This window comes from Streptomyces sp. NPDC096176 (assembly GCF_044763255.1).
GTDB lineage: Bacteria > Actinomycetota > Actinomycetes > Streptomycetales > Streptomycetaceae > Streptomyces.
Map to the genome: position 1 here is coordinate 133,820 of NZ_JBIWFV010000008.1, position 22,901 is coordinate 156,720.

The window sequence follows — 22,901 nt, forward strand, 5'->3', positions numbered from 1 at the left end:
CGGGCGACGCAAAACGCCGCCGAACGGCTCTACGACGCAGCATTCCTGCGTATACGCGCAGCGCTTGTTCCTTGTCGCCCGAACCTCCCGATTCCTACCGTTGAGGCGTCACCGGTCGTCACCGGTCGTCACCGGCCATCTCAGGAAGCGGGAGGATCCCGGGTGCCACCCAGCCGCGTGCCTCGCCCCAGGCGTTATCTGCTCTGCGAACCCCGTTACTTCGACGTGAAGTACGCCATCAATCCCTGGATGAGCGAGAACACAGAGGTCGATCTTGATCTCGCCCGGTCCCAGTGGACCGTACTCGCCGACACCTATCGCGCCCTCGGCCACACGGTCGAGACCGTCGAGCCGCATGCCGAACTGCCCGACATGGTGTTCGCCGCCAACTCGGCCCTCGTCCTCGACGGCAAGGTCTTCGGCTCCCGCTTCCACGCACCGCAGCGCCGGCCGGAGGAGGAGGCGTACGCGGCCTGGTTCAAGGTCGCCGGGTTCGACGTCCACCGGCCCGAATCCGTGGTCGAGGGGGAGGGCGACCTCGTGCCCGTCGGTGGCTACGTGCTCGCGGGCACCGGCTTCCGCACCTCCGTCGAGGCACACCGTGAGGTGCAGGAGTTCTTCGGCGTGCCGGTGATCGGCCTCCAACTGGTCGACCCGTACTTCTACCACCTCGACACGGCCCTGTTCGTCCTCGGCGACGGGGACGAGCACGGTGACAAGGCGAACATCGCCTACTACCCGGAGGCCTTCTCACCGGGCAGCCTCGCGGTTCTGCGGCGGCTCTTCCCAAAGGCCGTCGTCGCCACCCGCGACGACGCCATGGCCTTCGGTCTCAACTCCGTCTCCGACGGCCGTCATGTCCTCGTCGCCCCGCAGGCCGAGGCCCTCGTCGAACAGCTCGCCGCGCACGGCTACGAACCCGTCCCCGTCGACATGTCCGAATTCCACAAGTCCGGCGGCGGCATCAAGTGCTGCACTCAGGAGATCCGCGCATGACGCTCACCCCCGTTCACACCCAGCGCTCCTCCGAGGAGCTGATCCGCGCCGAAGACACGGCGCTCGCGCACAACTACCACCCGCTGCCCGTCGTCGTCGCCCGCGCGGAAGGCGTATGGGTCGAGGACGTCGAGGGCCGCCGCTACCTCGACATGCTGGCCGGCTACTCGGCGCTCAACTTCGGCCACCGCCACCCCGGCCTCATCGCCGCAGCCCACCAGCAGCTCGACTCGCTCACCCTCACCTCGCGCGCCTTCCACAACGACAAGCTCGCCGGCTTCGCCGAGGGCCTCGCCGAACTCACCGGCCTCGAGATGACCCTGCCGATGAACACCGGCGCCGAGGCGGTCGAGAGCGCCGTCAAGGTCGCCCGCAAGTGGGCGTACGAGGTGAAGGGCGTCGCCCCGGACCGGGCGACGATCATCGTGGCCGACGGCAACTTCCACGGCCGCACCACCACCATCGTCAGCTTCTCCACCGACGAGACGGCGCGCGGCGGCTTCGGACCGTTCACCCCCGGCTTCCGCATCGTTCCGTACAACGACCTGGCCGCCCTCGAGAACGCCATCGACGAGACCACGGCCGCCGTGCTCATCGAGCCGATCCAGGGCGAGGCCGGCGTCCTCATCCCCGACGACGGCTACCTGGCCGGCGTCCGCGACCTGACCCGCCGGGCCGGCTGCCTGTTCATCGCGGACGAGATCCAGTCCGGTCTCGGCCGCACCGGAACGACCCTCGCCGTGGACCACGAGTCCGTCCGGCCGGACATGCTGCTGCTCGGCAAGGCGCTCGGCGGCGGCATCGTCCCGGTCTCCGCGGTCGTCGCCAGGCGCGACGTCCTCGGTGTGCTGCGTCCCGGCGAGCACGGCTCCACGTTCGGCGGCAACCCGCTGTCCGCGGCGGTCGGTTCGGCCGTCGTGGATCTGCTGGCGACCGGCGAGTTCCAGCGCAGGGCCACCGAGCTGGGCGTGGTGCTGCGCGAGGGCCTGGCCGCACTCGTGGGCAAGGGCGTCGTCGGCTTCCGCGCGCGGGGCCTGTGGGCGGGAGTGGACGTGGACCCGGCCATCGGCACCGGCCGGGACATCAGCGAACGGCTGATGGCGGAGGGCATCCTCGTCAAGGACACCCACGGCTCCACTATCCGCATCGCCCCGCCGTTGACCATCACCCGTGAGGAACTCGAGTCGGCCCTCGCCTCCTTGGAGAAGATCCTCGGCTGACCACCCGCCCGCCCCGGCCTCTCGTGAGGAGCGGCCGGGGCGCGCCTCAACCGGCCCTCCGGTCCACGGTCACGCTGTCGTAAGGTGCACTTCTGGCAGCGTGGCCGAGGCGGAACGGAGAGAGCTGTGAAGATCCTCATCAGCGCCGACATGGAGGGCGCCACGGGGGTGACATGGCCCGCCGACGTGCTGCCCGGCACACCCCAGTGGGAGCGCTGCCGGTCCATGTTCACCTCGGACGTGAACGCGGCCGTCCTCGGGTTCCTCGACGGCGGCGCCGACGAGGTGCTGATCAACGAGGCGCACTGGACCATGCGCAACCTGCTCCTCGAAGAACTCGACGAACGCGCCCAGATGCTCACCGGCCGTCACAAGTCGCTGTCCATGGTCGAAGGCGTCCAGCACGGAGACGTCGACGGCATCGCCTTCGTCGGCTACCACACCGGTGCCGGCACGGAAGGCGTCCTCGCCCACACCTACCTCGCGAACTCCATCACGGGCGTCTGGCTGAACGGTGTCCGCGCCAGTGAGGGCCTCCTCAACGCGCGTGTCGTGGCCGAATACGGCGTCCCCGTCGTCCTCGTCACCGGCGACGACCTGACCTGCGAGGACGCGCTCGGCTACGCGCCCGGGGCGCTCAAGGTCGCCGTCAAGGATCACGTGTCCCGTTACGCGGCCGTCTGCCGCACGCCTGCCCGCACCGCGGCCGACATCCGGGCCGCGGCGAAGGAGGCCGCCGCGCTCGCAGTACGCCACGATCCCGTCGACGGCGGTCCCTTCACCGTGGAGGTGGAGTTCGACGCCGAGCACCTCGCCGCCGCCGCCACCGTCGTCCCGGGAGTGGCCAGAGCGCGGGGCGAGCGGCGGGTCGTCTACACCAGCGGGACGATGTACGAGGGCATTCGCACATTCAAGGCGGTCACGACGATCGTCTCCGCCGCCGTGGAGGAGCAGTATGGCTGACGTGACCGAAACCCCCATCGACGCCCGTGCCCTCGACGAGGTGGTGACGTTCACTTCCGAACTCATCCGCATCGACACCACCAACCGGGGCGGCGGCGACTGCCGGGAGCGGCCCGCAGCCGAGTACGTCGCGGAGCGGCTGGTCAACGCCGGACTCGAACCGGTCATGCTGGAGCGCACCCCCGGCCGCACCAATGTGGTGGCCCGCTACGAGGGCTGGGATCCGGGAGCCGACGCGCTGCTCGTCCACGGCCACCTCGACGTGGTCCCCGCGGAACCCGACGACTGGACCGTGCACCCCTTCTCCGGCGAGGTCCGCGACGGGGTCGTCTGGGGCCGCGGCGCGGTCGACATGAAGAACATGGACGCGATGATCCTCTCGGTCGTCCGGGCGTGGGCCCGGCACGGCATCAGGCCCCGTCGGGACATCGTCATCGCCTACACCGCCGACGAGGAGGCCAGCGCGGCCGACGGCTCGGGCTATCTCGCCGCCGAGCACCCGGAACTCTTCGAGGACTGCACCGAAGGCATCAGCGAATCCGGCGCCTACACCTTCCACGCCGGACCCGGACTGGCCCTGTACCCCGTGGCGGCCGGCGAGCGGGGCACGGCGTGGATGAAGCTCACCGCGGACGGCAGGGCCGGACACGGCTCCAAGGTCAACCGCGAGAACGCGGTGACCAGGCTCGCCGCCGCAGTCGCCCGGATCGGCGAGCACCGGTGGCCGGTCCGGCTCACCCCGACGGTGAAGGCGGCGCTGCTCGAGCTCGCCGCGCTGCACGACATCGACCTGACCGCGGACACCCTGGAAGCCCGCGGTTTCGACGTGGACGAACTGCTCCACAAGCTCGGCCCGGCCGCCAAGCTGGTCGAGGCGACGGTACGCAACAGCTCCAACCCCACGGTGCTGGAAGCCGGTTACAAGGTCAATGTGATCCCGGGGAACGCCACCGCGTTCGTCGACGGCCGGATCCTTCCCGGCACCGACGACGAGTTCCGCGCCACGATGGACGCGCTGACCGGCCCGGACGTCCACTGGGAGTTCGACCACAACGAGATCGCCCTCCAGGCGCCGGTCGACTCCCCGACGTTCGCCAAACTGCGCGCCGCCCTCGAGGCGTTCGACCCCGACGCGCACGTCGTCCCGTTCTGTATGTCGGGCGGCACCGACGCGAAGCAGTTCGCCCGCCTCGGCATCACCGGCTACGGCTTCTCGCCGCTGAAACTGCCGCCCGGCTTCGACTACCAGGCCCTCTTCCACGGGGTCGACGAGCGCGTCCCCGTCGACGCGCTCCACTTCGGCGTCAGGGTCCTCGACCACTATCTGCAGTCCGCCTAGGGGGCGAGCATGGTACCCACCGGCGCCTACGGAACCTGGCCGTCGCCGATCGACGCCGCACTCGCCGCCTCGCACGACGGTCACCCGGAGTATCTCGGCGTGGTCGGCGACGAGGTGTGGTGGACCGCCCCGCGCCCCGTGGAAGGCGGCAGACGCGCGCTGGTGCGGCTGCGGGCCGACGGCGGCGAGGAATCGGTCCTCCCCGCGCCGTGGAACGTGCGCAGCCGGGTCATGGAGTACGGCGGCATGCCGTGGGCCGGCGCCCACCGCGAAGGGCAGGGCCCGCTCGTGGTGTTCGCGCACTTCGCCGACCAGCGGCTGTACGCCTACGAGCCCGACCTGCCGGGCGCCGAGCCCCGCCCCCTGACGCCGGTGTCCGCGGTCGGCGGGGGACTGCGCTGGGCCGACCCCCAGCTGCGGCCGGAGCGTGGCGAAGTCTGGTGCGTTCTCGAGGAGTTCACCGGCCCGGCGTCCACCGACGTACGACGTGTGATCGCCGCCGTACCCCTCGACGGCTCGGCTGCCGGGGACCGGTCGGCAGTACGGGAGCTCAGCGACGACCGGCACCGATTCGTCACCGGGCCGCGGCTCTCGCCCGACGGGACCAGGGCGGCCTGGATCGCCTGGGACCATCCCAGGATGCCGTGGGACGCCACGGCCGTGATGCTCGGCGAGGTCACGGAGAACGGCCCGTTCGCCGCCGTCCGGCCGGTGACCGGCGGGAGCGACGAGTCGGTCGCCCAGGTCGAATGGGCCCCGGACGGCTCGCTGCTGTTCACCGCCGACCGCACCGGCTGGTGGGAGCTGCAGCGCATCACATCCGACGCACTGGACTTCGACGCGCGCACCCCGCTGTGCCCGGGCCGCAGCGAGGAGTTCGGCGGGCCGCTGTGGAAGGTCGGCTCCCAGTGGTTCCGGCCGCTGGAGAGCGGACTCATCGCCGTCATCCACGGCACGGGCGCCACCGCGCTGGGCATACTCGACCCGGAGACCGGCGAACTCGTCGACGCCGCGGGGCCGTGGAGCGAATGGACGCCGACGCTCGCCGTGCACGGCGACCGGGTGATCGGCGTCGCGGCCAGCCCGCGCAGCGCCTACGAGATCGTGGAACTCGACACCCGTACCGGCCGTACCCGCGTGATCGGCAGTCCGCACGACGACCCGGTCGACCCGGCGTACTACCCGGAGCCGCAGATCCGGATCTTCACGGGCCCCGACCATCGCGAGATCCACGCCCACATCTACCCGCCGCACAGCCCCGACCGGGTGGCGCCCGACGACGAGCTGCCGCCCTACGTGGTGTGGGCGCACGGCGGCCCGACCGGCCGGGCGGGGCTCGTGCTGGACCTGGAGATCGCGTACTTCACCTCCCGAGGCATCGGCGTCGCGGAGGTCAACTACGGCGGCTCCACCGGTTACGGCCGCGAGTACCGCGAACGGCTGCGCGAACAGTGGGGCGTCGTCGACGTCGAGGACTGTGCGGCCGTCGCCCAGGCGCTGGCCGACGAGGGCACGGCGGACCCGGACCGGCTCGCGATCCGCGGTGGCAGCGCCGGCGGCTGGACCGCGGCCGTCTCCCTCGCCACCACCGACGTGTACGCCTGCGGAACGATCATCTACCCGATCCTCGACCTGCGCTCCTGGGCCACGGACGAGACGCACGACTTCGAGTCGCAGTACCTCGAGTCGCTGGTCGGCCCGCTCGCCGAAGTGCCGGGCCGCTACCGGGATCGCTCGCCCATCACCCACGTGGACCGCATCACCGCGCCCTTCCTGCTGCTGCAGGGCCTGGACGACGTGATCTGCCCGCCGGTGCAGTGCGAGCGGTTCCTCGAGCAGATGGCGGGCCGTCAGGTCGCCCATGCCTACATCGCCTTCGAGGGCGAGGGCCACGGATTCCGCAGGGCCGACACGATGATCCGCGGCCTGGAGGCCGAACTGTCCCTCTACGCACAGACCTTCGGTATCGACCGCACCGACGTGCCGCAGCTGGAGCTGAGGAAATGAAGCCACTGACCAGACCACCGCGGCTGCGGGCCGGGGACCGGGTCGCCGTCGTCGCGCCCAGCGGTCCCGTACCCGACGAGCGCCTCGACGCCGGGCTGGACATCCTGCGCGGCTGGGACCTCGAGCCCGTCGTCATGCCCCACGTGCGCGAAACCCACCCGGAGCTCGGCTACTTGGCAGGGGCGGACGAGGCCCGCGCCGGCGACCTGACGCAGGCCTGGTGCGACCCGTCGGTGTCCGCCGTGATCTGCGCCCGCGGCGGATACGGCGCCCAGCGCATGGTCGACCTGGTCGACTGGACCGCGATGCGGGCGGCCGGCCCCAAGGTCTTGGTCGGCTACAGCGACATCACCGCGCTCCACGAGGCCTTCGCCGTACGCATGGGCCTGGCCACTCTGCACGGCCCGATGATCGGCGCCCTGACCTTCCTGAAGGATGCCGAAACGCAGCAGTCGCTGCGGGCCACGCTCTTCGAGCCCGAGTCGGTGATGTCCCTGGCCGGTCTGGCGGCCGCTCGCACGATGGCGCCCGGCCGGGCGAGCGGCGTCACCTTCGGCGGCTGCCTCAGTCTCCTCGCCGCCGACCTGGGAACACCGCACGGCCGCCCGTCGGGACGGGGCGGGCTGCTGCTCATCGAGGACGTGGGTGAGGAGGAATACCGCCTGGACCGGACCCTCACCCAACTGCTGCGCTCCGGATGGCTGGACGGTGTCGCGGGTGTGGTGCTCGGATCGTGGGCGGAGTGCGGTCCGTACGAGCAGGTGCGGGCGGTGCTGTTCGACCGGCTGGGCGGTCTCGGTGTGCCGGTCGTGGAGGAGTTCGGCTTCGGGCACGGGGAGACGGCGCTGACGATGCCGCTCGGCGTGCCGGCCGTCCTGGACGCGGACGCACGAACGCTGACGCTGGCCGCCCCGGCCCTGGCCTGAGGCGGACCAACACCGGTCCGACGCTTCGGCCGGTGACGCGCCGGCCGGCGCGTCACCGCTCTCGGGGCGGGCCCGCCCGGTGTGGGGCGGGTCCGTGCCGGCCGGCCGTTCGTTCAGTCCGTCGTCACCGAGAGCACGATCTTGCCGCGCGTGCGGCCGGTCTCGCCCAGCCGGTGGGCGTCGGCCGCGCGTTCCAGCGGCAGCACCGTCTCGACGACGGGCCGCAGCCTGCCCTCCTCGGTCAGCCGGGCGAGCGCTCGCATCCCGGTGGAGTCGGGTTCCACCAGCGTGAACCCGGTCCGGATGCCGTGCGCGTCGGCCTCCTCGGCGGCGGGCACGTCGTCGGGGGAGGGCAGGGTGACGAGGACGCCGCCGGCACCCAGCACCTGCAGCGAGCGGGCCCCGTAGTCGCCACCGATGGAGTCGAGGACCACGTCGACGCTCCGCCCGAGCCGTTCGGTGAAGTCCTCGCGCGTGTAGTCGATCACCTCGTCGGCGCCCAGTTCCTTGAGCAGCGCGTGCTTCTCCTCCCTGGCGGTCGCGATGACGAACGCGCCGCGGGCTGCGGCGATCTGCACCGCGAGATGCCCGACACCGCCCGCGCCGGCGTGGATCAGGACCCGCTGACCGGCGTCGAGGCCCGCGGTCTCCACCAGGGCCTGCCACGCCGTGAGGCCGGCCAGCGGCAGTGCGGCGGCCTCCACATGCGTGAGGTGTGCGGGCTTGTGGGCGAAGTGCCGTGCCGGTCCGGTGACGTACTCCGCGTAGCCGCCCGCCTGGCGCGGGAATTCCGGCATCCCGAACACCTCGTCGCCCGGCCGGTACAGCGTCACGCCGAGGCCGACGGCTTCGACGACACCCGACACGTCGTATCCCAGCACCGGCGGCTCGCCGTGCATCCCGAAGCCTCCCGTGGACCGCGTCTTCCAGTCGACGGGGTTGACGCCCGCCGCGTGGACCTTGACGAGGATCTCCGTCGGTCCGGGCACGGGGCGGGGGAGCTCGACGGTGGTGAGCACTTCCGGGCCGCCCCAGGAGACGGGAGTGATCGCGCGCATCGTGATGTCGTTCATGAAAGGTCCTTCCGTTTCGGGTACGCCCACCTTCCGTGCTCTCCTGAAGCTGGAGAACTGGCCTGATGGCCATGATGTGACAGAATCTGGCCATGGCAGTGGTGAAGGATTCGCAACAGGTCGCCGAATGGAGCGTGCACGACGGCTGCGTCGTCCCTCCCGGACCCGACCCGCACCGCGTCGCGGTTCTCGCCCTCGACGGGGTGATGACCTTCGAGCTGGGCATCCCCGCCCGCATCTTCGGCACCGCCCGCTCAAAGGACGGTCGGGCGCTGTACGAGGTGGTCGTCTGCACCCCCGACGGGCAGCCGGTGCGCGCCGAGGCGGGCTTCCGCGTCGAGGTGGAGCACGGCCCCGAAGCCCTGGAGCAGGCGGACACCGTGGTCATCGCTCCGACGCACCGGCTGGGAACGGTCGGCGAAGACGGTGTGCTGCCCGAACAGCTGGCTTCGGCCCTCGCCCGAATCCGGCCGGGCACCCGCACGGTGTCCATCTGTACGGGCGCCTTCGTGCTCGCGGCGGCCGGGCTCCTCGACGGCCGCCCCGCCACCACGCACTGGGCGGAGGCCGGGCACTTCCGCCGGCTCTTCCCTCGGGTGCGCTTCGACGAGGACGTCCTCTTCGTCGACGACGGTGATCTGCTCACCTCGGCCGGCGCGGCGGCCGGCGTGGACGTGTGCCTGCACCTGGTGCGGCGTGACCACGGCAGTGCCCTCGCCAACCAGGTGGCCCGGCGCTGCATCGTCCCGCCGTGGCGCGACGGCGGCCAGGCCCAGTACATCGAGCGTCCCGTGCCCTCCCCGGGGGCCTCCACCACCGCCCCCACCCGTGCCTGGGCGCTGGAGCGTCTGGACCGACCGCTGACGCTGGGGGAACTGGCCGAGCACGCGCGGATGAGCGTGCGGACCTTCACCCGCCGGTTCCGCGACGAGGCGGGCGTCACGCCTGGCCAGTGGCTCATCGGCCAGCGGGTGGAGGTGGCCAAGCAGCTGCTGGAGACCAGCGATCTCTCCATCGATCTGGTCGCTGACCGGTCGGGATTCGGCAGTGCCAACTCGCTGCGCCAGCACATGCGCGACGTTGTCGGTGTCTCACCCGCCGCCTACCGGCGGACGTTCCATGCCGCGGCGGCGGGTCGGGGCCCGGACGGCGGACGCCGGGGCACCGCCGCCCCGGCGTCCGCGCGGGCCGACGTCGCCGCGTCACCCGCGTGACGGCCGTGGCCGGTGCGCGGTCGGAGCGCTGTCGAAGCTGACGGCGCGCCCGAGGGGAGTGACGTCACGGCCGGACTTCCGGCCGGTGTCCCCAGGCGCTGAGCATGCCGGGTGAATGGCCGCAGAAGCCGGGTGCGGCGAGGGAGCGCACGGCGTCGTCGATCGTGGTGTCGTCCACCAGTCCCGTGGCGATCATCGAGTCACGGGCCCGGTCCCAGGTGTCGACCCAGAACCGGCTGATGGCGCTGCCGGGCAGGAGCGGCGGTACATGGATCTCCGCTGCGACGGACTCCAGCGAGGCCGCCTCCAGCAGCCGCGGGGAGTCCGGCACCCAGGTGACGTCGGTGCCGATGGTGTCGTGCAGGCCCTGCCACATGGCGCGCATGGCGGAGGTGAACGAGGTGACGGGGGCGTCGGCCGTCGTCAGGTCCACCGCGTCGGAGACCACCAGGACGCCTCCCGGCGCGAGCATCTCCGCCAGCCTGGCGACCATGCGCCCGGGCTCACGCAGGTGCATGAGGACGAACCGGGCATGCACGAGGTCGAAGGTTCCGGGTGCGAAGCCGTCCGTGGTGATGTCCGCTTCGAGCACGGTCAGGCCCGGGGGCGGGTCGGCGGCCAGGAACCGTACGTCCCGGTCCGCGGCCACCACCTCGTCGGCTCCCGCCTCCAGCAGCGCCCGGGCCACCGTGCCGGTACCGGCGCCGACGTCGAGACAGCGCCATCCCGGACCGGCCCCCAGCTCGCGCAGCCGGGCCATGGTCGTGGTGTCGTAGGCGAGCGCCCCGAGGTCGATTCGATCGGCCTCTCCCCGGTCCTGGGGGCGGAAGACCTGCTCGCCGTAGCGTGACGCGCCCAGGGCCGGCGCATCGCTCCCGGAGGAGGCGCTGTGTGCCATGACCTCATTGTCGCGCCGGGCGTACCGCCCGGCCTGCCGACCGTTCCGACCGCGCCGACCGCCCCGGCAGCCCCCCGGCTGACGGGACCGACGGAGCGGCCGGCGCGGACGCCCGAGGGCGACGGTGGTCAGTCGCGCAGGGCCGCGTAGCCCGGGCGGATCACCTCGTCGATCAGGCGCTGCCGCTCCGGCAGGGGCAGGAACGCCGACTTCGCCGCCGCGACCGTGAACTCCTCGAACACCTCGGATCCGTAGCCGAAGGCGTCCACCATGTGCGCGAACTCCTGGCTCATGGTGGTCCCGGAGACCAGACGGTTGTCGGTGTTGAGGGTGACGCGGAAGCCGAGCCGGCGCAGCAGCTCCACGGGGTGCGTGTCGTACGACTTCGCCGCGCCCGTCTGGAGGTTGGAGGTCGGGCAGACCTCGAGGGCGATGCGGTTGTCGCGTACGTACGAGGCGAGGTGGCCGAGGGTCGCCGTGCCGTCGTCGTGGACCTGGATGTCGTCTGTGATACGGACGCCGTGGCCGATGCGCTCGGCGCCGCAGACCTGGACCGCCTCGTGGATCGACTCGGCGCCGACCGCCTCGCCGGCGTGGATCGTGAAGTGGCAGTTGTGACGCTTGAGATGCTGGAACGCGGCCAGGTGACGGGCCGGCGGGTTGCCGATCTCGCCGCCCGCGATGTCGAAGCCGGCGACCCCGCGCTCGCGGTGGGCCACCGTCAACTCGGCTATCTCGAGGGAGCGTTCGGTGTGCCGCATGCCGGTGAGCAGCGCACGCACGGTGATTCGCCCGCCGGTGCGCAGCTCGCCCTCGCGCAGGCCCGCGTTGACCGCGTCCACGACTTCGTCCAGGGTGAGCCCGCGCTCCTGGTGCTGCTCGGGCGCGTACCGCACCTCGGCGTACACGACCCCGTCGGCCGCCAGATCCTCCGCGCACTCGGCGGCGATGCGCTCGAGGGCCTCGCGGGTCTGCATCACGGCACACGTGTGTGCGAAGGTCTCCAGGTACCGCTCCAGCGACCCGGAGTCCGCGGCGTCCCGGAACCACACCGCGAGCGCGTCCGGGTCCTCGGTGGGCAGTCCCTGATAGCCGCAGTGACGGGCGAGCTCGATGATGGTGGCGGGGCGCAGACCGCCGTCGAGGTGGTCATGCAGGACGACCTTGGGGGCGCGCAAGATGTCAGACAAGTGCATCCGGGGAGTGTACGGCACGGAAACGCCCCCCGAGCCGGGGGCGCTGCCTCCGGGTCACGCCTCGCCCCACCCTGTCAGTGCGAGAGCACCGGCAGCGCCGCCGCTCCCGTCGGCAGCATGTGCTTCGCCGCCAGCACCGGCGTCTCCCCGACGCGCACCACCTGCGTCACCAGCACCGCCGGTGTGTCCGCCGCCCGGCCCAGTTGTTCTCCGCGCCGGCGCCCCAGCATCGTCGCGCTGATGCCGCTGTGCGCGGTCAGGGGCACGCCCCGGGACGCGGCGGTCAGGACCGACAGCATCGACGCGGCGGGCGGCGCGGCCCTCAGAGCGCCGGCGAACGACGGGTGGACCGCCTCGAGGGTCTCCTCCGCGGCCGCCCACTCATGGCTGAGCGCCGCCGCGGAGCCGTCGCCCGTCAGCAGCGACTCCCAGAACCGAAGCTCGGCTCCGGCAGCGGCGAGCAGATGCTGGGCGGTGAAGTCCGTCGGTTCCTCCGTTGTCCGCAGCAGCGGACGCACCCGTAGCGGTGCACCGTTGGACAGCAGGTGCTCCAGCGGCTGGATGTTCTCGTAACCGCGGCGGAGCGGACGGTCGTTGACGGTCCGGCCGACGCCGCGGCGCACCGACAGTAGTCCGTCCTCCTGGAGCAGCAGCAGCGCCTCGCGCAGCGCGGGGCGGCTGACTCCCAGGTCGGAGGCGAGCCGGGGCTCCGAGGGCAGGGTGGACCCCGGCGGGTAGACGCCGTCGCGGATGGCGTCCGCGATCCGCTCGTACAGGACGACGACCGGTCGGCGCTGCTGCCCGCTGACTGCTGCCACTGGCTCTCCTCGGCTCATTGATCAGCACCGTAAGCGGCCGATACTTGTCTGACAAGCTGGGGGCTGCCGGTCTGGTGCAACGACCCCCTTGAAGCCCTAGGCTGGCGGGATGTCCGGAACAGCCACCCCCTGCCTTGTCGCCGGCGAACGCGTCGGGCTGCGTTCCTTCACCTACGAGGACGGCGCGGAGTTCACCGCGCACGCCCGGCGGAGCACTGCGCACCACCACCCGTGGCTGTTCCCGCCGCTCACCGACAAGGACTACGCCGTCTACGCCCAGCGGCTCATCGACGACCCCGCCAAGGCCGGCTTCCTCGTCTGCGAGCGCCCCGGCGGCAGGATCGCGGGGTTCATCAACGTCAACAACATCGTCGAGGGCGCCTTCCTCAGCGGCACCCTCGGCTACGGAGCCTTCGCCCACGCCATCGGGCGCGGGCTGATGGGTGAGGGCCTGCGGCTGCTGCTCACCCATGCCTTCGCGTCGACGGGCCTCGGTCTGCACCGGCTGGAGGCCAACATCCAGCCCGGCAACGCGGCCTCGATCGCACTCGTACGCGCGGCCGGCTTCCGGCTCGAGGGCTACTCGCCCGACTTCCTGTACATCGACGGCGCATGGCGCGACCACGAGCGCTGGGCGATCACCCGCGAGATGACGGGAAGGGGATCTCCCACGAGCTGACGGAACGGGCCGGTCAGCGACGACCCTTGTAGTTGATCTTCATGGTGTCCATGTCCGTCGCGGTCGACTTCAGATCGCGGTAGCCGTGCCCGAGCGACGCCAGCGCCCGCTCCGCACGGTCCTCGGCGATCGCAGCGGCCATCTCCTCGCCGTCCGCCGCGTCCGAGACGACGACGAAGCGGTACGAGAAGTGCTGGAGCCGGCTGTCGTAGGTGAGCGATCCCTCCTCGGTGAACCGCATCTGCTCGAGCCCGTGCTCCGCCACCTGCGCGAGCAGCGCCGCGCGCCCCTCGCCGGTCAGCCCGTCCCAGGTGCCGCGCACGATCACCCGGTACGTGTGCTGTGTGCTCATCTCCGCCGCCCTATTCGTCGTCACCATGTCGACGATCGAGACTACGGCGGCTGACGCACCGTTCCCACCGGATATGGCCTCGCCCCAGCGGCGTCCGCCCGTGAGGGACGGCCTTTGCCGAAGCCTGGCGTGCGAAGCCCCTGGCCCGCGCGGGCACTTGGCGCTTCGATGGTCGCACGGGACGCGTCGGCCGGACCGGGTACCGACCGCCCGCGCGAGCGAAGCGAGGTTGCCTTGGCCACCACTGTGCGCCGTACCGTACTGACCCTGCTCGCCGCCCCCCTGGGCGCGCCGAACCCACTGCCCGCGCTGCGTCCCCTCGACGAGACGCACACCCTGGACGAGCGTGCGAAGCGGGATCTGCCGAAGGACATGGCCCGTCAGATCGGCTACGAGCCGCTGCGCACGGTGCTGCCGGTGCAACTGCTCGACGGATACGGGCGCGAGCGAACCCCGACCGCCGTCGACGCTGTCGTCATCGAGAACGAACGGCTGTGCGCCACGGTGCTGCCCGGCCTCGGCGGCCGGATCCACTCCCTGCACCACAAGCCGACCGGCCGCGAACTGCTCTACCGCAACCCCGTCCTGCAGCCCGCCGACTTCGCGCTCAACGGCGCCTGGTTCTCCGGCGGCATCGAGTGGAACATCGGAGCCACCGGCCACACCACTCTCGCCTGCGCACCGCTGCACGCCGCGCTCGTGCCCGCACCGGACGGCGGCGTGATGGTGCGCCTGTGGGAGTGGGAACGGCTGCGTGACCTGCCGTTCCAGGTCGACCTGTGGCTGCCCGCCGACTCCGACTTCCTCCATGTCGGCGTACGGATCCGCAATCCGCACGAGCGTCCGGCACCCGTCTACTGGTGGTCCAACATCGCCGTCGAGGAGCACGAGTCGACGCGGGTGCTCGCGCCCGCCGACGAGGCATTCCACTTCGGCTACGAACGCAGCCTGCGCCGCGTTCCGGTGCCCGTCCACGGCGGGGTGGACCGCAGCTACCCACTGCGCAGCGAGTACCCGGCCGACTATTTCTACGACGTGCCCGTCGGAGCCCGGAAGTGGATCGCCGCGCTCGACGCGGAAGGCCACGGGCTCGTGCAGACGTCCACGGACACGCTGCGTGGCCGCAAGCTGTTCCTGTGGGGATCGGGCCGCGGCGGACGGCGCTGGCAGCAGTGGCTCACGGAGCCGGGCACCCCCGGTTACGCCGAGATCCAGGCCGGCCTCGCCCGCACCCAGCTCGAGCACGTACGTCTGGACGCCGAGGGGGAGTTCAGCTGGCTCGAGTCGTACGGTCCGCTCGCAGCCGACCCGGCCGTCGTGCACGGCGACGACTGGCGCGCGGCGCTGGCCGAGGCGGAGACCCGGCTGGCCGGCGCCCTGCCCCGCGCCGATGTGGACGTCGCCTACCGGGCGTGGCTGCCGTTCGCGGACGCCGAGCCCGGTGAGCGGCTCGCCACCGGCTCCGGGTGGGGAGCCCTCGAAGTGCTGCGGGCCGGGTACAAGCTGCCCGGCACCCCCTTCGACGAGGCGACCCTCGGTGACGAGCAGTCGCCCTGGCGGGAGTTGCTTGCGACGGGCCTGCTTCCCACCCCGCGCAAGGTCGTGCCGCCCGGCCCCTCGCTCGTCGCACCGCACTGGCGCGACATGCTGGAGACGGCGCCCGCCGAGCCGCTGACCGAGTACCACCTGGGTGTCGCCCAGTGGCACGCGGGCGACCTCGCACAGGCGGTCCGCAGCTGGGAGCGCGGTCTGCGACTCGCCCCCTCGCGCTGGCCGCTGCTGCGCTGCCTCGCCGTCGCGGACCAGCACGGTGAGCACACGGTGCGCGCCGCGGAACGCTACGCCGAGGCCTTCGACGACCTGTGTGCGGAGCGCCGTGACGACGGCGAGGCATGGACGGCCGCGACGGCCGCGCTGGGGCGCGAGGCCATCGAGGCCCTGCTCGACGCCGGCCGTACCGCGGAGGCCCGCGGCGTGTGGGACCGACTGCTGCCCGCCGTACGCCGACGCGGCCGGTTCCGGCTGCTCGATGCCCGCCTGCTCATCGCGGAGAACCGCGCCGATGAGGCCCGGACGATCTTCACCGAGGGCTTCGAGGTCGCGGATCTGCGCGAAGGCGCGGAGATCCTCGGCGAGGTGTGGGCCGAGCTCACCGACGACCGCCTGCCGGACGCCTACGACTACCGGATGCGTCCGCAGGAATGACCGGGAGCGTCGCGGGGAACCGGCAGTGCGTCAGGCTGCCGGCTTTCGGTCGACGTACTCGAAAACGGAACCGTCGGGATGGACGGCGATCAGGTTGCGGCCCACCGGGGTCTCCACCGGACCGGCGAGGATCCGAGCGCCGACCTCGGTGAGCGTGGCGCGCGCGTCCTCGATGTCCTTGACGGCGATGGTCGCCGACACCTTCCGGAGGATCTCCAGCTCCGATTCCGGTCCGCTCATCAGCAGAAAGCAGCCGACAGCGGCCACCGAGACCCCGCCGCGCTCGAAGCGGAGCGGCGGGGCGCCGGTGAGGCGTTCGTAGAAGACGGCGGAGGTGTCCAGGTCGTCGACGCAGATGCGCAGGGTGGTTCCGAGGATCTCCATACGGGCGAGGGTAGTTGGCGCATGCCAGGGAGGACATCGGCGGTCGCGGACCTGATCCCCGGGCGGGCGGTCGCGGAGCTGGCCCCCGGGCGGGCGATCGCGGAGCTGGTCCCCCCGGCGGTCGATCTCAGGGGCGGGTCACACCCGGCAGAGCACCTCGCCGTGCGGAACCATGAACCAGGCGTCCTCGTGCTCGCCCCACGCCCGCCAGGCGTCGGCGATCTCGTCCAGCTGTTCCTGCGTGGTGTGGCCTCCCTCCACGGCGAGCTTCGCGTACACCGACGCGACCGTACGGTCGGCCCACAGGCCGCTCCACCATGCGCGGTCGGCAGGTGTGGCGAAGCACCATGTGGCGGCGGTGGAGGTGATGTCGGTGAAGCCGGCCGCCCGCGCCCAGGACAGCAGCCTGCGGCCGGCGTCGGGCTCGCCGCCGTTGGCGCGGGCGACGCGCCGGTACAAGTCCTGCCATGTGTCCAGCGCCGGTGACTGCGGATACCAGGCGAAGGACCCGTAGTCACTGTCGCGCGCCGCGACGACCCCGCCCGGGCGGCACACCCGCCGCATCTCGCGCAGCGCCTGCACCGGGTTCCCCACGTGCTGGAGCACCTGATGGGCGTGGACGATGTCGAAGGAGTCGTCCCGGAAGTCCAGGGCGTGGACGTCGGCGACCGCGAAGCGGACATTGTCCAGCCCGCGTCGGTCCGCGTAAGCACGGGCCTGGTGCAGTACGCCCTCTGCCGCGTCGACCGCCGTGACCCGGCCCGGCGCCACCAGCTCCGCCAGGTCGGCGGTGATGGTGCCGGGGCCGCAGCCGACGTCCAGGACATCCAGGCCGGACCGGAGTTCGCCGACCAGATACGCCGCCGAGTTCGCAGCGGTGCGCCAGGTGTGCGAGCGCAGCACGGACTCGTGGTGCCCATGGGTGTAGACGGCGGTCTCCTGCGGCATGACGTCTCCTTCTGCTGAGGCGAGTAACGTCACCGTACGCCGCTGTCCCGGATTTCGAGACCCACTTCTCAGGATATGGACACGCTCGGCCCTTCGCCGGCGCGCCCCTACAGCAGCTCCTGCGGCCGGTAGACCGTGAGCGCCTCGACCACCTTGTCCACGACCAACTCCTCCGGTGCCCTTGCCACTTCGCCGTCGTAGGCCAGCAGCGTCCCCGGGGCCAGTCCGCCGATCCGCAGCTGCCGCAACTGCCGGGCGGCGTGGACGGGGGAGCGGTTCAGCTTGCCGGCGAGGGCCGCGCCGATCAGCCGCAGGCCCGGCGCGCGGCCGCCGTGCACCACCCGTACGTCCAGCAGGCCGTCCACCAGGTTGTGGCGGTGGCCGGGTGTCGGGCCGACGCCCTTGTAGATGCCGTTGCCCGCGAACAGCAGCCACATCGGACGCCGCTTGCCCTCGACGACCGCCTGCAGCGGATGACGGCCGCGCAGCACCCTCGCCGCCGCCAGCACACCGGCCGGCCAGCCGCCGATCCGCGGCGACCAGCGTTCCCTGATGCGCACCAGGTCCGGGTACACACCGAGGCTGAACGTGTTGAGGAAATGGCCGGGCTCCGAGCTGCCGCCCGGGCCCGGCGTGAACCGTCCCAGGTCGACGCGGACCGCATCGCCCGCCGCCAGCGCCCGGCAGGTGTCCTGAACGGTCTCGATGCCCAGGTCGTACGCGAAATGGTTGAGCGTGCCTCCCGGGAAGACCGCCAGCGGTACGCCGAGCCCGGCGGCCACCGTGGCCGCCCGGTTGATCGTCCCGTCACCGCCGAGGATGCCCAGCGCCCGCCCGCGCCCCGCCGCCTTCTCCAGCTCGGTGTTCAGCTCTGCCGGGTTGCACTCCACCACCTCGGCGAGCGGCAGTGCGTCCCGGAGCAGGGGCGCCATGTCGGCGGACCCGGACTCCTTGTTGACGACCACGACCAGGCCCTCACCGTCCGGCAGCGCAGGCGCGTCCGTGTGCGGCCGGCCGGGCGCAGGCAGTTGCGACCGCGTGGGAACCGCGCCGCGCACCGCGAACGCCGCGCCCACCCCGAGCGCCATGCCGACGAGCACGTCGCTCGGGTAGTGGACGCCCGTGTACACGCGGGAGAAGGCGACCGACGCGGCGACGGGCGCGACGGCCGCACCCCACCCCTTCGACTCCAGTGCGACACCGGTTGCGAACGCGGCGGCCGAGGCGGCGTGCCCGGAGGGGAAAGAGGTGGTGAACGGCTGCCGCTTCAGTTGCCGTATCACCGGAACCGCGTCGAGCAGCGGCCGCGACCTGCGCACCGCGCGCTTGCCGACCGTGTTGATGACGGCGGAGGCGACGGCGAGGGACGCGACGCCTCGCACCGCCGCTCGGCGCGAGCGGGCGCCGCGACCAAGGACCGCGATCCCGGCGGCCGTGCCGAACCAGAGCAGCCCGTGGTTGGCGCTGCGGCTCAGCCTCGGCAGCACCGGCTCCGCGGCCGGCCACTCCCGCCTCGCCACCTCGTGCAGGATCCGCCGGTCCCACCCGCTGAGCAGGGGCGTGACCCGCCCGCGGAGCGTCTGCTTTCCCTGTGCGTGCGCGTCAGACATGTTGCGCGAATACCCCGCGACCGCCCCCACCACGCAGGCCGTCGTCCACGCGTGTCGTGCCTCACGGCGTACGGGCCGCCCGCGCGGCGCGCAGGGCGGATCCTTCGTATAAAGGGCTCGTGGGCCGGGCAGATGATCCGGGGCGAGAGCGGCGGAGGTGGTCGGGATGGCGGGGTCGGATCCGGAGGGCCGGGGGCCGGTCCGTTACGGGCCGCCCGCACCCGACATGGGGCTGCCGGTGCTGCCCTCGCTCGCTGCCGTCGTCGCCGCGGCCGCCGACGAGGCTTCGACCGGACCGCCCGGTGGCGGGCCGACGCTGCGCGAGGCCGCCTGCGGCTACTGGTGGCGGCGCGGACTGCGCAGCCGTCCCGGAGAGGTGATCGCGGCCTCCGGCGCCCAGACCCTGCTCTTCGCACTGCTCGGCGCGTACGACGGCGACGTCCTCATGCCCCGCCCCTGCCCCGCATGGTGGACTCCTCAGGTCCGGCTGCTGGGCCGGCCCGCCTATCACGTGCCGGTCCCGGCGGAGTGCGGCGGCGTGCCGGACCCCTTCGCGCTGCTGGAGACCGTACGCCGGGTCCGTGTGGAAGGCGGCCGCCCGCGGCTGCTCCTGCTGTCCGTCGCCGACGACCCGACCGCCACCGTCGCCCCGCCGGAGATCGTGCGCGAGGCATGTGAGGCCGCGGTCGGCGAGGGGCTGCACATCATCAGCGACGAGACCTGGCGCGACACGGTGCACGAGCCGCACGAGACCGTGCTGGTCAGCCCGGCCGAGATGTGCCCCGAGGACGTGACGGTCATGAGCGACCTCACGGGTGCGCTCACCCCCTCCTCCTGGCCGGTCGCCGTCGCCCGTTTCCCGCAGGGCGAACGGGGCGCGGCCCGGCGCGCGAGGACACTCGACATCCTCACCGCGCTGGGAGCCGTCGTGCCGGCGCCCGTGGCCGCCGCGGCGGCGCATGCGCTCGACGAGCCCCCCGAGGTCACGGACCGGGCGACGAACGCGGCCGCGCTGCACGCCCGCGTGGCCGCCGCCGTGCACCATCTGGTGCTCGAGGCCGGCGCCGTCTCCAGGCCACCACAGGCCGGCCGTCATCTCTACGCGGACCTGGGCCCGTTGCGGGGACGCCTCGCGGAGCTGGGCGTCGGCGACTCAATGGAGCTGGAGGACCACATGACCGACCGACTGGGCATGCCGGTGCCCGGCGGCCACCGGTTCGGCGACGAGCTGGGCGCCCTGCACGTACGGCTGGACACGGCGCCGTTCCTGGGGGCCGGCGCGGCGGAGCGGATCGAGGCGCTCGCCTCTCCGGCGCCGCTCGAACTGCCCCAGGTGGCAGAGGCGTTGCGGAGGCTCGGAACGGTTTTCGACAACCTGCGCTGAGACGGACAGCAGGGAGACAGGCCCGAGAAGGACGGCACCGAGAAGGACGGCACCGAGAAGGACGGACCCGAGAAGGACGGCACCGAGAAGGACGGCACCCAGAAGGACGGCACCGAGCAAGACGGACCGCGTCAAGACGGACCTGCGTGGAACGGAGACCCGGATGGCGGAACAGACGGAACGACGCACGGAGCAGACCTCACCGGCAGTGCACCCGCCGCAGCACCGCTCGCGCCCTCGCCCGCTCTACGAACACCGCACATGGTCGAGGTCCTTCACCGACCGGCTGACCGCCCCGTTGCCCGGCGTCCGCGCCATGGCCAGGTTCGCCAGGGAGGGCGCCGTCCGCCCCGGTCCCGACGGGATGACGGACATTCCGGCTCTGCCGTTCGAGCCGGGCCCGCTGCCCGAGGTGGACGCGACGACGCTCGCCGTCACCTGGGTGGGTCACGCCAGCTGGGTCCTGCGCATCGGCGGACTCACCGTGCTGACCGACCCCGTCTGGTCGCGCCGCATTCTCGGCACACCCGTACGGATCACCCCGGTGGGCGTCCGCTGGGAGGATCTGCCGCCCGTCGACGCGGTGGTCATCAGCCACAACCACTTCGACCATCTCGATGCCCCCACCCTCAAACGTCTGCCCCGCGACACGCCGCTGTTCGTCCCCGCGGCGCTGGGCCGCTGGTTTCGGCGCCGGCGCTTCACACACGTGACGGAGCTGGACTGGTGGGAGGGCGCGGAACTCGGCGGCGTCCGGTTCGACTTCGTCCCGGCGCACCACTGGTCCAAGCGCACCCTGCTGGACGCCTGCCGCACTCTGTGGGGCGGCTGGGTCCTCACCGACGCCGGCGGCCAGGCTGTGTACTTCGCGGGAGACACCGGTTACGGCCACTGGTTCGAGGAGATCGGCCGCCGGCACCCCCGCCTCGACCTGGCGCTGCTCCCCATCGGCGCCTATGCGCCGCGCTGGTGGCTCGAAGACGTGCACACCGATCCCGAGGAGGCCGTGCGCGCCTTCATCGACCTGGGGGCGAGGAATATGGCGCCCATGCACTGGGCGACGTTCGTGCTCTCCGCGGAGCCGGTGCTGGAGCCGCTGGTGCGGCTGCGGGCCGCTTGGGAGCGCACCGGCCGCCCCCGCCACGAGCTGTGGGACCTGCCGGTCGGCGGTTCACGCGTGCTGACTGTCTGACCCGCCCGCGCCGCGCAGTCTGCGCCACAGCGCCGGTGCCCCGCTGACGAGCACCGTCAGCACGACCGCCGCGACGACGCCCTGCCAGGGCTCCGCGAAGAGCGAGCCGCCGAGGATGCCGATCAGCCCGTAGGTCGCTGCCCACGCCAGGCAGGCCGGGACGTCGCCGCGGACGAACCGGTGCAACGGCATCCTCGCCAGCAGGCACGCCAGCATGACCGGGACGCGTCCGGCGGGCATCAACCGGGAGAGCACCAGCACCGTCACTCCGCGCTCGTCCAGCTTCTGCTGTGCCTGAGCCAGCAGGTCGGGCGCGGCGCGGCCGCGCAGGGCGGCGAGCCAGCGCGAACCGTTCTTGGAGCGGACGCCGCGCCGACCCAGCCAGTAGAGCGCCACATCGCCGACGAACGCGGCCGTCGAGGCCACCAGGAAGACGAACAGCAGGGCGAGCGGAGCGGTCTGGTGGAAGGCCACCACGGCCGCGGAGCTGACGACCGCGCCGGTCGGCACCACGGGCACCAGCGCTCCGAGTGCCACCAGAAGGAACAGCGACGGATAGCCGACGGCCTGCTGGGTCGACTCCGGCGGCAGTTCACGCGCGAACTCCGACAACTGGCCGAGGACGGCGGGGAGTTCCGCGGTCACCGCGTCTCCTCCGGTCTGACCCGCTCGCAGTGCCCGAGCCGGTGCACCGTCACCTTCGGCGCCAGCTGCGCCGCTTTGCGCACGAACTCGTCGCCGGGCGCGTAGAACTCGTGCGGCCGGATGCCGTCCATCCCGATCGGCCAGTACGTGCCGTAGTGCACGGGCACCGCCGCCCGCGGCGAGAGCGCCGCCAGTGCCTGCGCCGCACGGCCCGCGTCCAGGTGGCCGTGGCCCAGGAACGGGCCCCAGCCGCCGACCGGGAGCAACGCCACGTCGACCGGGCCGACTTCGTCGGCCATCGAGTCGAACAGCCCGGTGTCCCCCGCGAAATACGTGCGCGACTCGCCGCTCACCACGAAGCCCAGCGCCGGGGACCGATGCGGTCCCAGCGGCAGCCGCCGCCCGTCGTGCCGCGCGGGCACAGCCCGTACGAGCAGTTCGCCCACCCGCACCCCGTCGCCGGGCACGACCTCCGTGATGCGCAGCCCCGCCGAGCCGACGAGCCGCCGCAGCCCCGGCACGGACCGTGCGGCGCCGTGCGGCACGATCAGCCGTGTGCCGCGCGCGAGCCTGGCGAGCGACGCGAGATGGAGGTGGTCGGAGTGCAGGTGGGAGACGAGGACCGCGTCGGCGACGGCGGCCTGCGCGGGCGGCAGTGCACCACGGCGCCGGCGCAGGTGCGCCAGCCTCCGGACGAACAGCGGGTCGGTCAGCACCCGGACCCCGGAGTCCTCGATCGTGCAGGTGGCATGACCCCACCAGGTGACCTCCACCGGCACGCGATGCCTCCTCGTTGCGGATCCCCCTACGGTACGAGGGTAGTGGCGGTCCCCGTCCTGTTCGGGCGGGACC

The 22,901-nt window shown here is 72.4% G+C and carries 21 protein-coding genes; 11 read left to right on the forward strand and 10 right to left on the reverse strand.

The genetic code is table 11. The features are described from left to right. The first annotated feature begins 162 nt into the window (after positions 1-162). From ddaH to ACIQ7Q_RS23000, 6 genes are all read left to right on the forward strand, one after another. On the forward strand, positions 163-996 hold the full coding sequence (gene ddaH / locus ACIQ7Q_RS22975) for a dimethylargininase (protein WP_403865131.1): 834 nt from the start codon (positions 163-165) through the stop codon (positions 994-996). Beyond that, entirely contained in the window at positions 993-2,216 is a 1,224-nt protein-coding gene (rocD, locus tag ACIQ7Q_RS22980; RefSeq protein WP_403865133.1) for an ornithine--oxo-acid transaminase, read from the forward strand. Before ddaH ends, rocD begins: the two co-directional genes overlap by 4 nt. A gap of 126 nt (positions 2,217-2,342) precedes the next feature. After that, positions 2,343-3,179: a M55 family metallopeptidase gene (locus ACIQ7Q_RS22985; RefSeq protein WP_403865136.1), complete on the forward strand. Its 837-nt coding sequence runs from the start codon at positions 2,343-2,345 to the stop codon at positions 3,177-3,179. Further along, positions 3,172-4,518 carry a M20/M25/M40 family metallo-hydrolase gene (locus ACIQ7Q_RS22990; RefSeq protein ID WP_403865139.1) on the forward strand — a complete coding sequence of 449 codons (1,347 nt, stop codon included), beginning with the start codon at positions 3,172-3,174 and terminating at the stop codon, positions 4,516-4,518. The genes ACIQ7Q_RS22985 and ACIQ7Q_RS22990 overlap by 8 nt, the downstream gene beginning before the upstream one ends. Positions 4,519-4,527: 9 nt before the next feature. Continuing rightward, on the forward strand, positions 4,528-6,525 hold the full coding sequence (locus ACIQ7Q_RS22995) for an LpqB family beta-propeller domain-containing protein (protein ID WP_403865142.1): 1,998 nt from the start codon (positions 4,528-4,530) through the stop codon (positions 6,523-6,525). Then, positions 6,522-7,451 carry an LD-carboxypeptidase gene (locus ACIQ7Q_RS23000; RefSeq protein ID WP_403865145.1) on the forward strand — a complete coding sequence of 310 codons (930 nt, stop codon included), beginning with the start codon at positions 6,522-6,524 and terminating at the stop codon, positions 7,449-7,451. Before ACIQ7Q_RS22995 ends, ACIQ7Q_RS23000 begins: the two co-directional genes overlap by 4 nt. Positions 7,452-7,564: 113 nt before the next feature. Here ACIQ7Q_RS23000 and ACIQ7Q_RS23005 read toward each other — a convergent pair whose 3' ends face one another. Beyond that, the gene (locus tag ACIQ7Q_RS23005) at positions 7,565-8,524 is read right to left on the reverse strand and encodes an NADP-dependent oxidoreductase (RefSeq protein ID WP_403865149.1); all 960 of its coding nucleotides are present in this window, start codon (positions 8,522-8,524) and stop codon (positions 7,565-7,567) included. A gap of 92 nt (positions 8,525-8,616) precedes the next feature. Between ACIQ7Q_RS23005 and ACIQ7Q_RS23010 the strand changes: the two genes are divergently transcribed. Next, the gene (locus ACIQ7Q_RS23010; protein ID WP_403865152.1) at positions 8,617-9,738 is read left to right on the forward strand and encodes a GlxA family transcriptional regulator; all 1,122 of its coding nucleotides are present in this window, start codon (positions 8,617-8,619) and stop codon (positions 9,736-9,738) included. 64 nt (positions 9,739-9,802) lie between these two features. Here ACIQ7Q_RS23010 and ACIQ7Q_RS23015 read toward each other — a convergent pair whose 3' ends face one another. The 3 genes from ACIQ7Q_RS23015 to ACIQ7Q_RS23025 all read right to left on the reverse strand — a co-directional run bounded on the left by ACIQ7Q_RS23015 (position 9,803) and on the right by ACIQ7Q_RS23025 (position 12,650). Then, a complete protein-coding gene (locus ACIQ7Q_RS23015; protein WP_403865155.1) occupies positions 9,803-10,636 on the reverse strand; it encodes a class I SAM-dependent methyltransferase in 834 nt (277 codons plus the stop codon). Between the two features lie 128 nt (positions 10,637-10,764). Then, a complete protein-coding gene (locus tag ACIQ7Q_RS23020; protein WP_403865158.1) occupies positions 10,765-11,832 on the reverse strand; it encodes an adenosine deaminase in 1,068 nt (355 codons plus the stop codon). A 74-nt stretch (positions 11,833-11,906) separates the two neighbouring features. Beyond that, positions 11,907-12,650 carry a GntR family transcriptional regulator gene (locus ACIQ7Q_RS23025; protein WP_403865161.1) on the reverse strand — a complete coding sequence of 248 codons (744 nt, stop codon included), beginning with the start codon at positions 12,648-12,650 and terminating at the stop codon, positions 11,907-11,909. A gap of 109 nt (positions 12,651-12,759) precedes the next feature. Here ACIQ7Q_RS23025 and ACIQ7Q_RS23030 point away from each other — a divergent pair, with 109 nt between their 5' ends. Further along, positions 12,760-13,329 (forward strand): GNAT family N-acetyltransferase, encoded by a 570-nt coding sequence (locus tag ACIQ7Q_RS23030; RefSeq protein ID WP_403865164.1) that lies wholly within the window; start codon positions 12,760-12,762, stop codon positions 13,327-13,329. 13 nt (positions 13,330-13,342) lie between these two features. On the opposite strand, the gene ACIQ7Q_RS23035 is transcribed toward ACIQ7Q_RS23030, so the two are convergent. Next, the gene (locus ACIQ7Q_RS23035) at positions 13,343-13,681 is read right to left on the reverse strand and encodes a DUF6204 family protein (protein WP_403865167.1); all 339 of its coding nucleotides are present in this window, start codon (positions 13,679-13,681) and stop codon (positions 13,343-13,345) included. Positions 13,682-13,915: 234 nt separating this feature from the next. Here ACIQ7Q_RS23035 and ACIQ7Q_RS23040 point away from each other — a divergent pair, with 234 nt between their 5' ends. Further along, a complete protein-coding gene (locus ACIQ7Q_RS23040; RefSeq protein ID WP_403865169.1) occupies positions 13,916-15,886 on the forward strand; it encodes a DUF5107 domain-containing protein in 1,971 nt (656 codons plus the stop codon). Positions 15,887-15,916: 30 nt separating this feature from the next. On the opposite strand, the gene ACIQ7Q_RS23045 is transcribed toward ACIQ7Q_RS23040, so the two are convergent. From ACIQ7Q_RS23045 to ACIQ7Q_RS23055, 3 genes are all read right to left on the reverse strand, one after another. Continuing rightward, positions 15,917-16,270, reverse strand: coding sequence for a VOC family protein (locus ACIQ7Q_RS23045; protein ID WP_403865172.1), 354 nt, complete (start codon positions 16,268-16,270; stop codon positions 15,917-15,919). A 138-nt stretch (positions 16,271-16,408) separates the two neighbouring features. Then, positions 16,409-17,218 (reverse strand): methyltransferase domain-containing protein, encoded by an 810-nt coding sequence (locus ACIQ7Q_RS23050; protein WP_403865175.1) that lies wholly within the window; start codon positions 17,216-17,218, stop codon positions 16,409-16,411. A 107-nt stretch (positions 17,219-17,325) separates the two neighbouring features. After that, on the reverse strand, positions 17,326-18,828 hold the full coding sequence (locus ACIQ7Q_RS23055) for a bifunctional phosphatase PAP2/diacylglycerol kinase family protein (RefSeq protein ID WP_403865178.1): 1,503 nt from the start codon (positions 18,826-18,828) through the stop codon (positions 17,326-17,328). 166 nt (positions 18,829-18,994) lie between these two features. Between ACIQ7Q_RS23055 and ACIQ7Q_RS23060 the strand changes: the two genes are divergently transcribed. Together ACIQ7Q_RS23060 and ACIQ7Q_RS23065 are read left to right on the forward strand one after the other, a co-directional pair. Continuing rightward, positions 18,995-20,212 (forward strand): aminotransferase class I/II-fold pyridoxal phosphate-dependent enzyme, encoded by a 1,218-nt coding sequence (locus tag ACIQ7Q_RS23060; protein WP_403865181.1) that lies wholly within the window; start codon positions 18,995-18,997, stop codon positions 20,210-20,212. A gap of 163 nt (positions 20,213-20,375) precedes the next feature. After that, complete coding sequence (locus ACIQ7Q_RS23065; protein WP_403865184.1) at positions 20,376-21,404, forward strand: MBL fold metallo-hydrolase; 1,029 nt, start codon at positions 20,376-20,378, stop codon at positions 21,402-21,404. Here ACIQ7Q_RS23065 and ACIQ7Q_RS23070 read toward each other — a convergent pair. Together ACIQ7Q_RS23070 and ACIQ7Q_RS23075 are read right to left on the reverse strand one after the other, a co-directional pair. Then, entirely contained in the window at positions 21,384-22,049 is a 666-nt protein-coding gene (locus tag ACIQ7Q_RS23070; protein ID WP_403865187.1) for a DedA family protein, read from the reverse strand. The genes ACIQ7Q_RS23065 and ACIQ7Q_RS23070 overlap by 21 nt on opposite strands. Further along, complete coding sequence (locus ACIQ7Q_RS23075) at positions 22,046-22,828, reverse strand: MBL fold metallo-hydrolase (RefSeq protein WP_403865190.1); 783 nt, start codon at positions 22,826-22,828, stop codon at positions 22,046-22,048. Before ACIQ7Q_RS23075 ends, ACIQ7Q_RS23070 begins: the two co-directional genes overlap by 4 nt. Positions 22,829-22,901: the final 73 nt, after the last annotated feature.

What these genes read in the sequence shown, in the direction of transcription:
- ACIQ7Q_RS23035 (WP_403865167.1), bottom strand. Translation starts at nt 13,681, where the DNA reads ATGAGCACACAGCACACGTACCGGGTGATCGTGCGCGGCACCTGGGAC.
- ACIQ7Q_RS23015 (WP_403865155.1), bottom strand. Translation starts at nt 10,636, where the DNA reads ATGGCACACAGCGCCTCCTCCGGGAGCGATGCGCCGGCCCTGGGCGCG.
- ACIQ7Q_RS23060 (WP_403865181.1), top strand. Translation starts at nt 18,995, where the DNA reads ATGGCGGGGTCGGATCCGGAGGGCCGGGGGCCGGTCCGTTACGGGCCG.
- ACIQ7Q_RS23020 (WP_403865158.1), bottom strand. Translation starts at nt 11,832, where the DNA reads ATGCACTTGTCTGACATCTTGCGCGCCCCCAAGGTCGTCCTGCATGAC.
- ACIQ7Q_RS22995 (WP_403865142.1), top strand. Translation starts at nt 4,528, where the DNA reads ATGGTACCCACCGGCGCCTACGGAACCTGGCCGTCGCCGATCGACGCC.
- ACIQ7Q_RS23010 (WP_403865152.1), top strand. Translation starts at nt 8,617, where the DNA reads ATGGCAGTGGTGAAGGATTCGCAACAGGTCGCCGAATGGAGCGTGCAC.
- ACIQ7Q_RS23055 (WP_403865178.1), bottom strand. Translation starts at nt 18,828, where the DNA reads ATGTCTGACGCGCACGCACAGGGAAAGCAGACGCTCCGCGGGCGGGTC.
- ACIQ7Q_RS23050 (WP_403865175.1), bottom strand. Translation starts at nt 17,218, where the DNA reads ATGCCGCAGGAGACCGCCGTCTACACCCATGGGCACCACGAGTCCGTG.
- ACIQ7Q_RS23005 (WP_403865149.1), bottom strand. Translation starts at nt 8,524, where the DNA reads ATGAACGACATCACGATGCGCGCGATCACTCCCGTCTCCTGGGGCGGC.
- ACIQ7Q_RS23000 (WP_403865145.1), top strand. Translation starts at nt 6,522, where the DNA reads ATGAAGCCACTGACCAGACCACCGCGGCTGCGGGCCGGGGACCGGGTC.
- ACIQ7Q_RS22990 (WP_403865139.1), top strand. Translation starts at nt 3,172, where the DNA reads ATGGCTGACGTGACCGAAACCCCCATCGACGCCCGTGCCCTCGACGAG.
- ACIQ7Q_RS23045 (WP_403865172.1), bottom strand. Translation starts at nt 16,270, where the DNA reads ATGGAGATCCTCGGAACCACCCTGCGCATCTGCGTCGACGACCTGGAC.
- ACIQ7Q_RS23030 (WP_403865164.1), top strand. Translation starts at nt 12,760, where the DNA reads ATGTCCGGAACAGCCACCCCCTGCCTTGTCGCCGGCGAACGCGTCGGG.
- rocD (WP_403865133.1), top strand. Translation starts at nt 993, where the DNA reads ATGACGCTCACCCCCGTTCACACCCAGCGCTCCTCCGAGGAGCTGATC.
- ACIQ7Q_RS23065 (WP_403865184.1), top strand. Translation starts at nt 20,376, where the DNA reads ATGGCGGAACAGACGGAACGACGCACGGAGCAGACCTCACCGGCAGTG.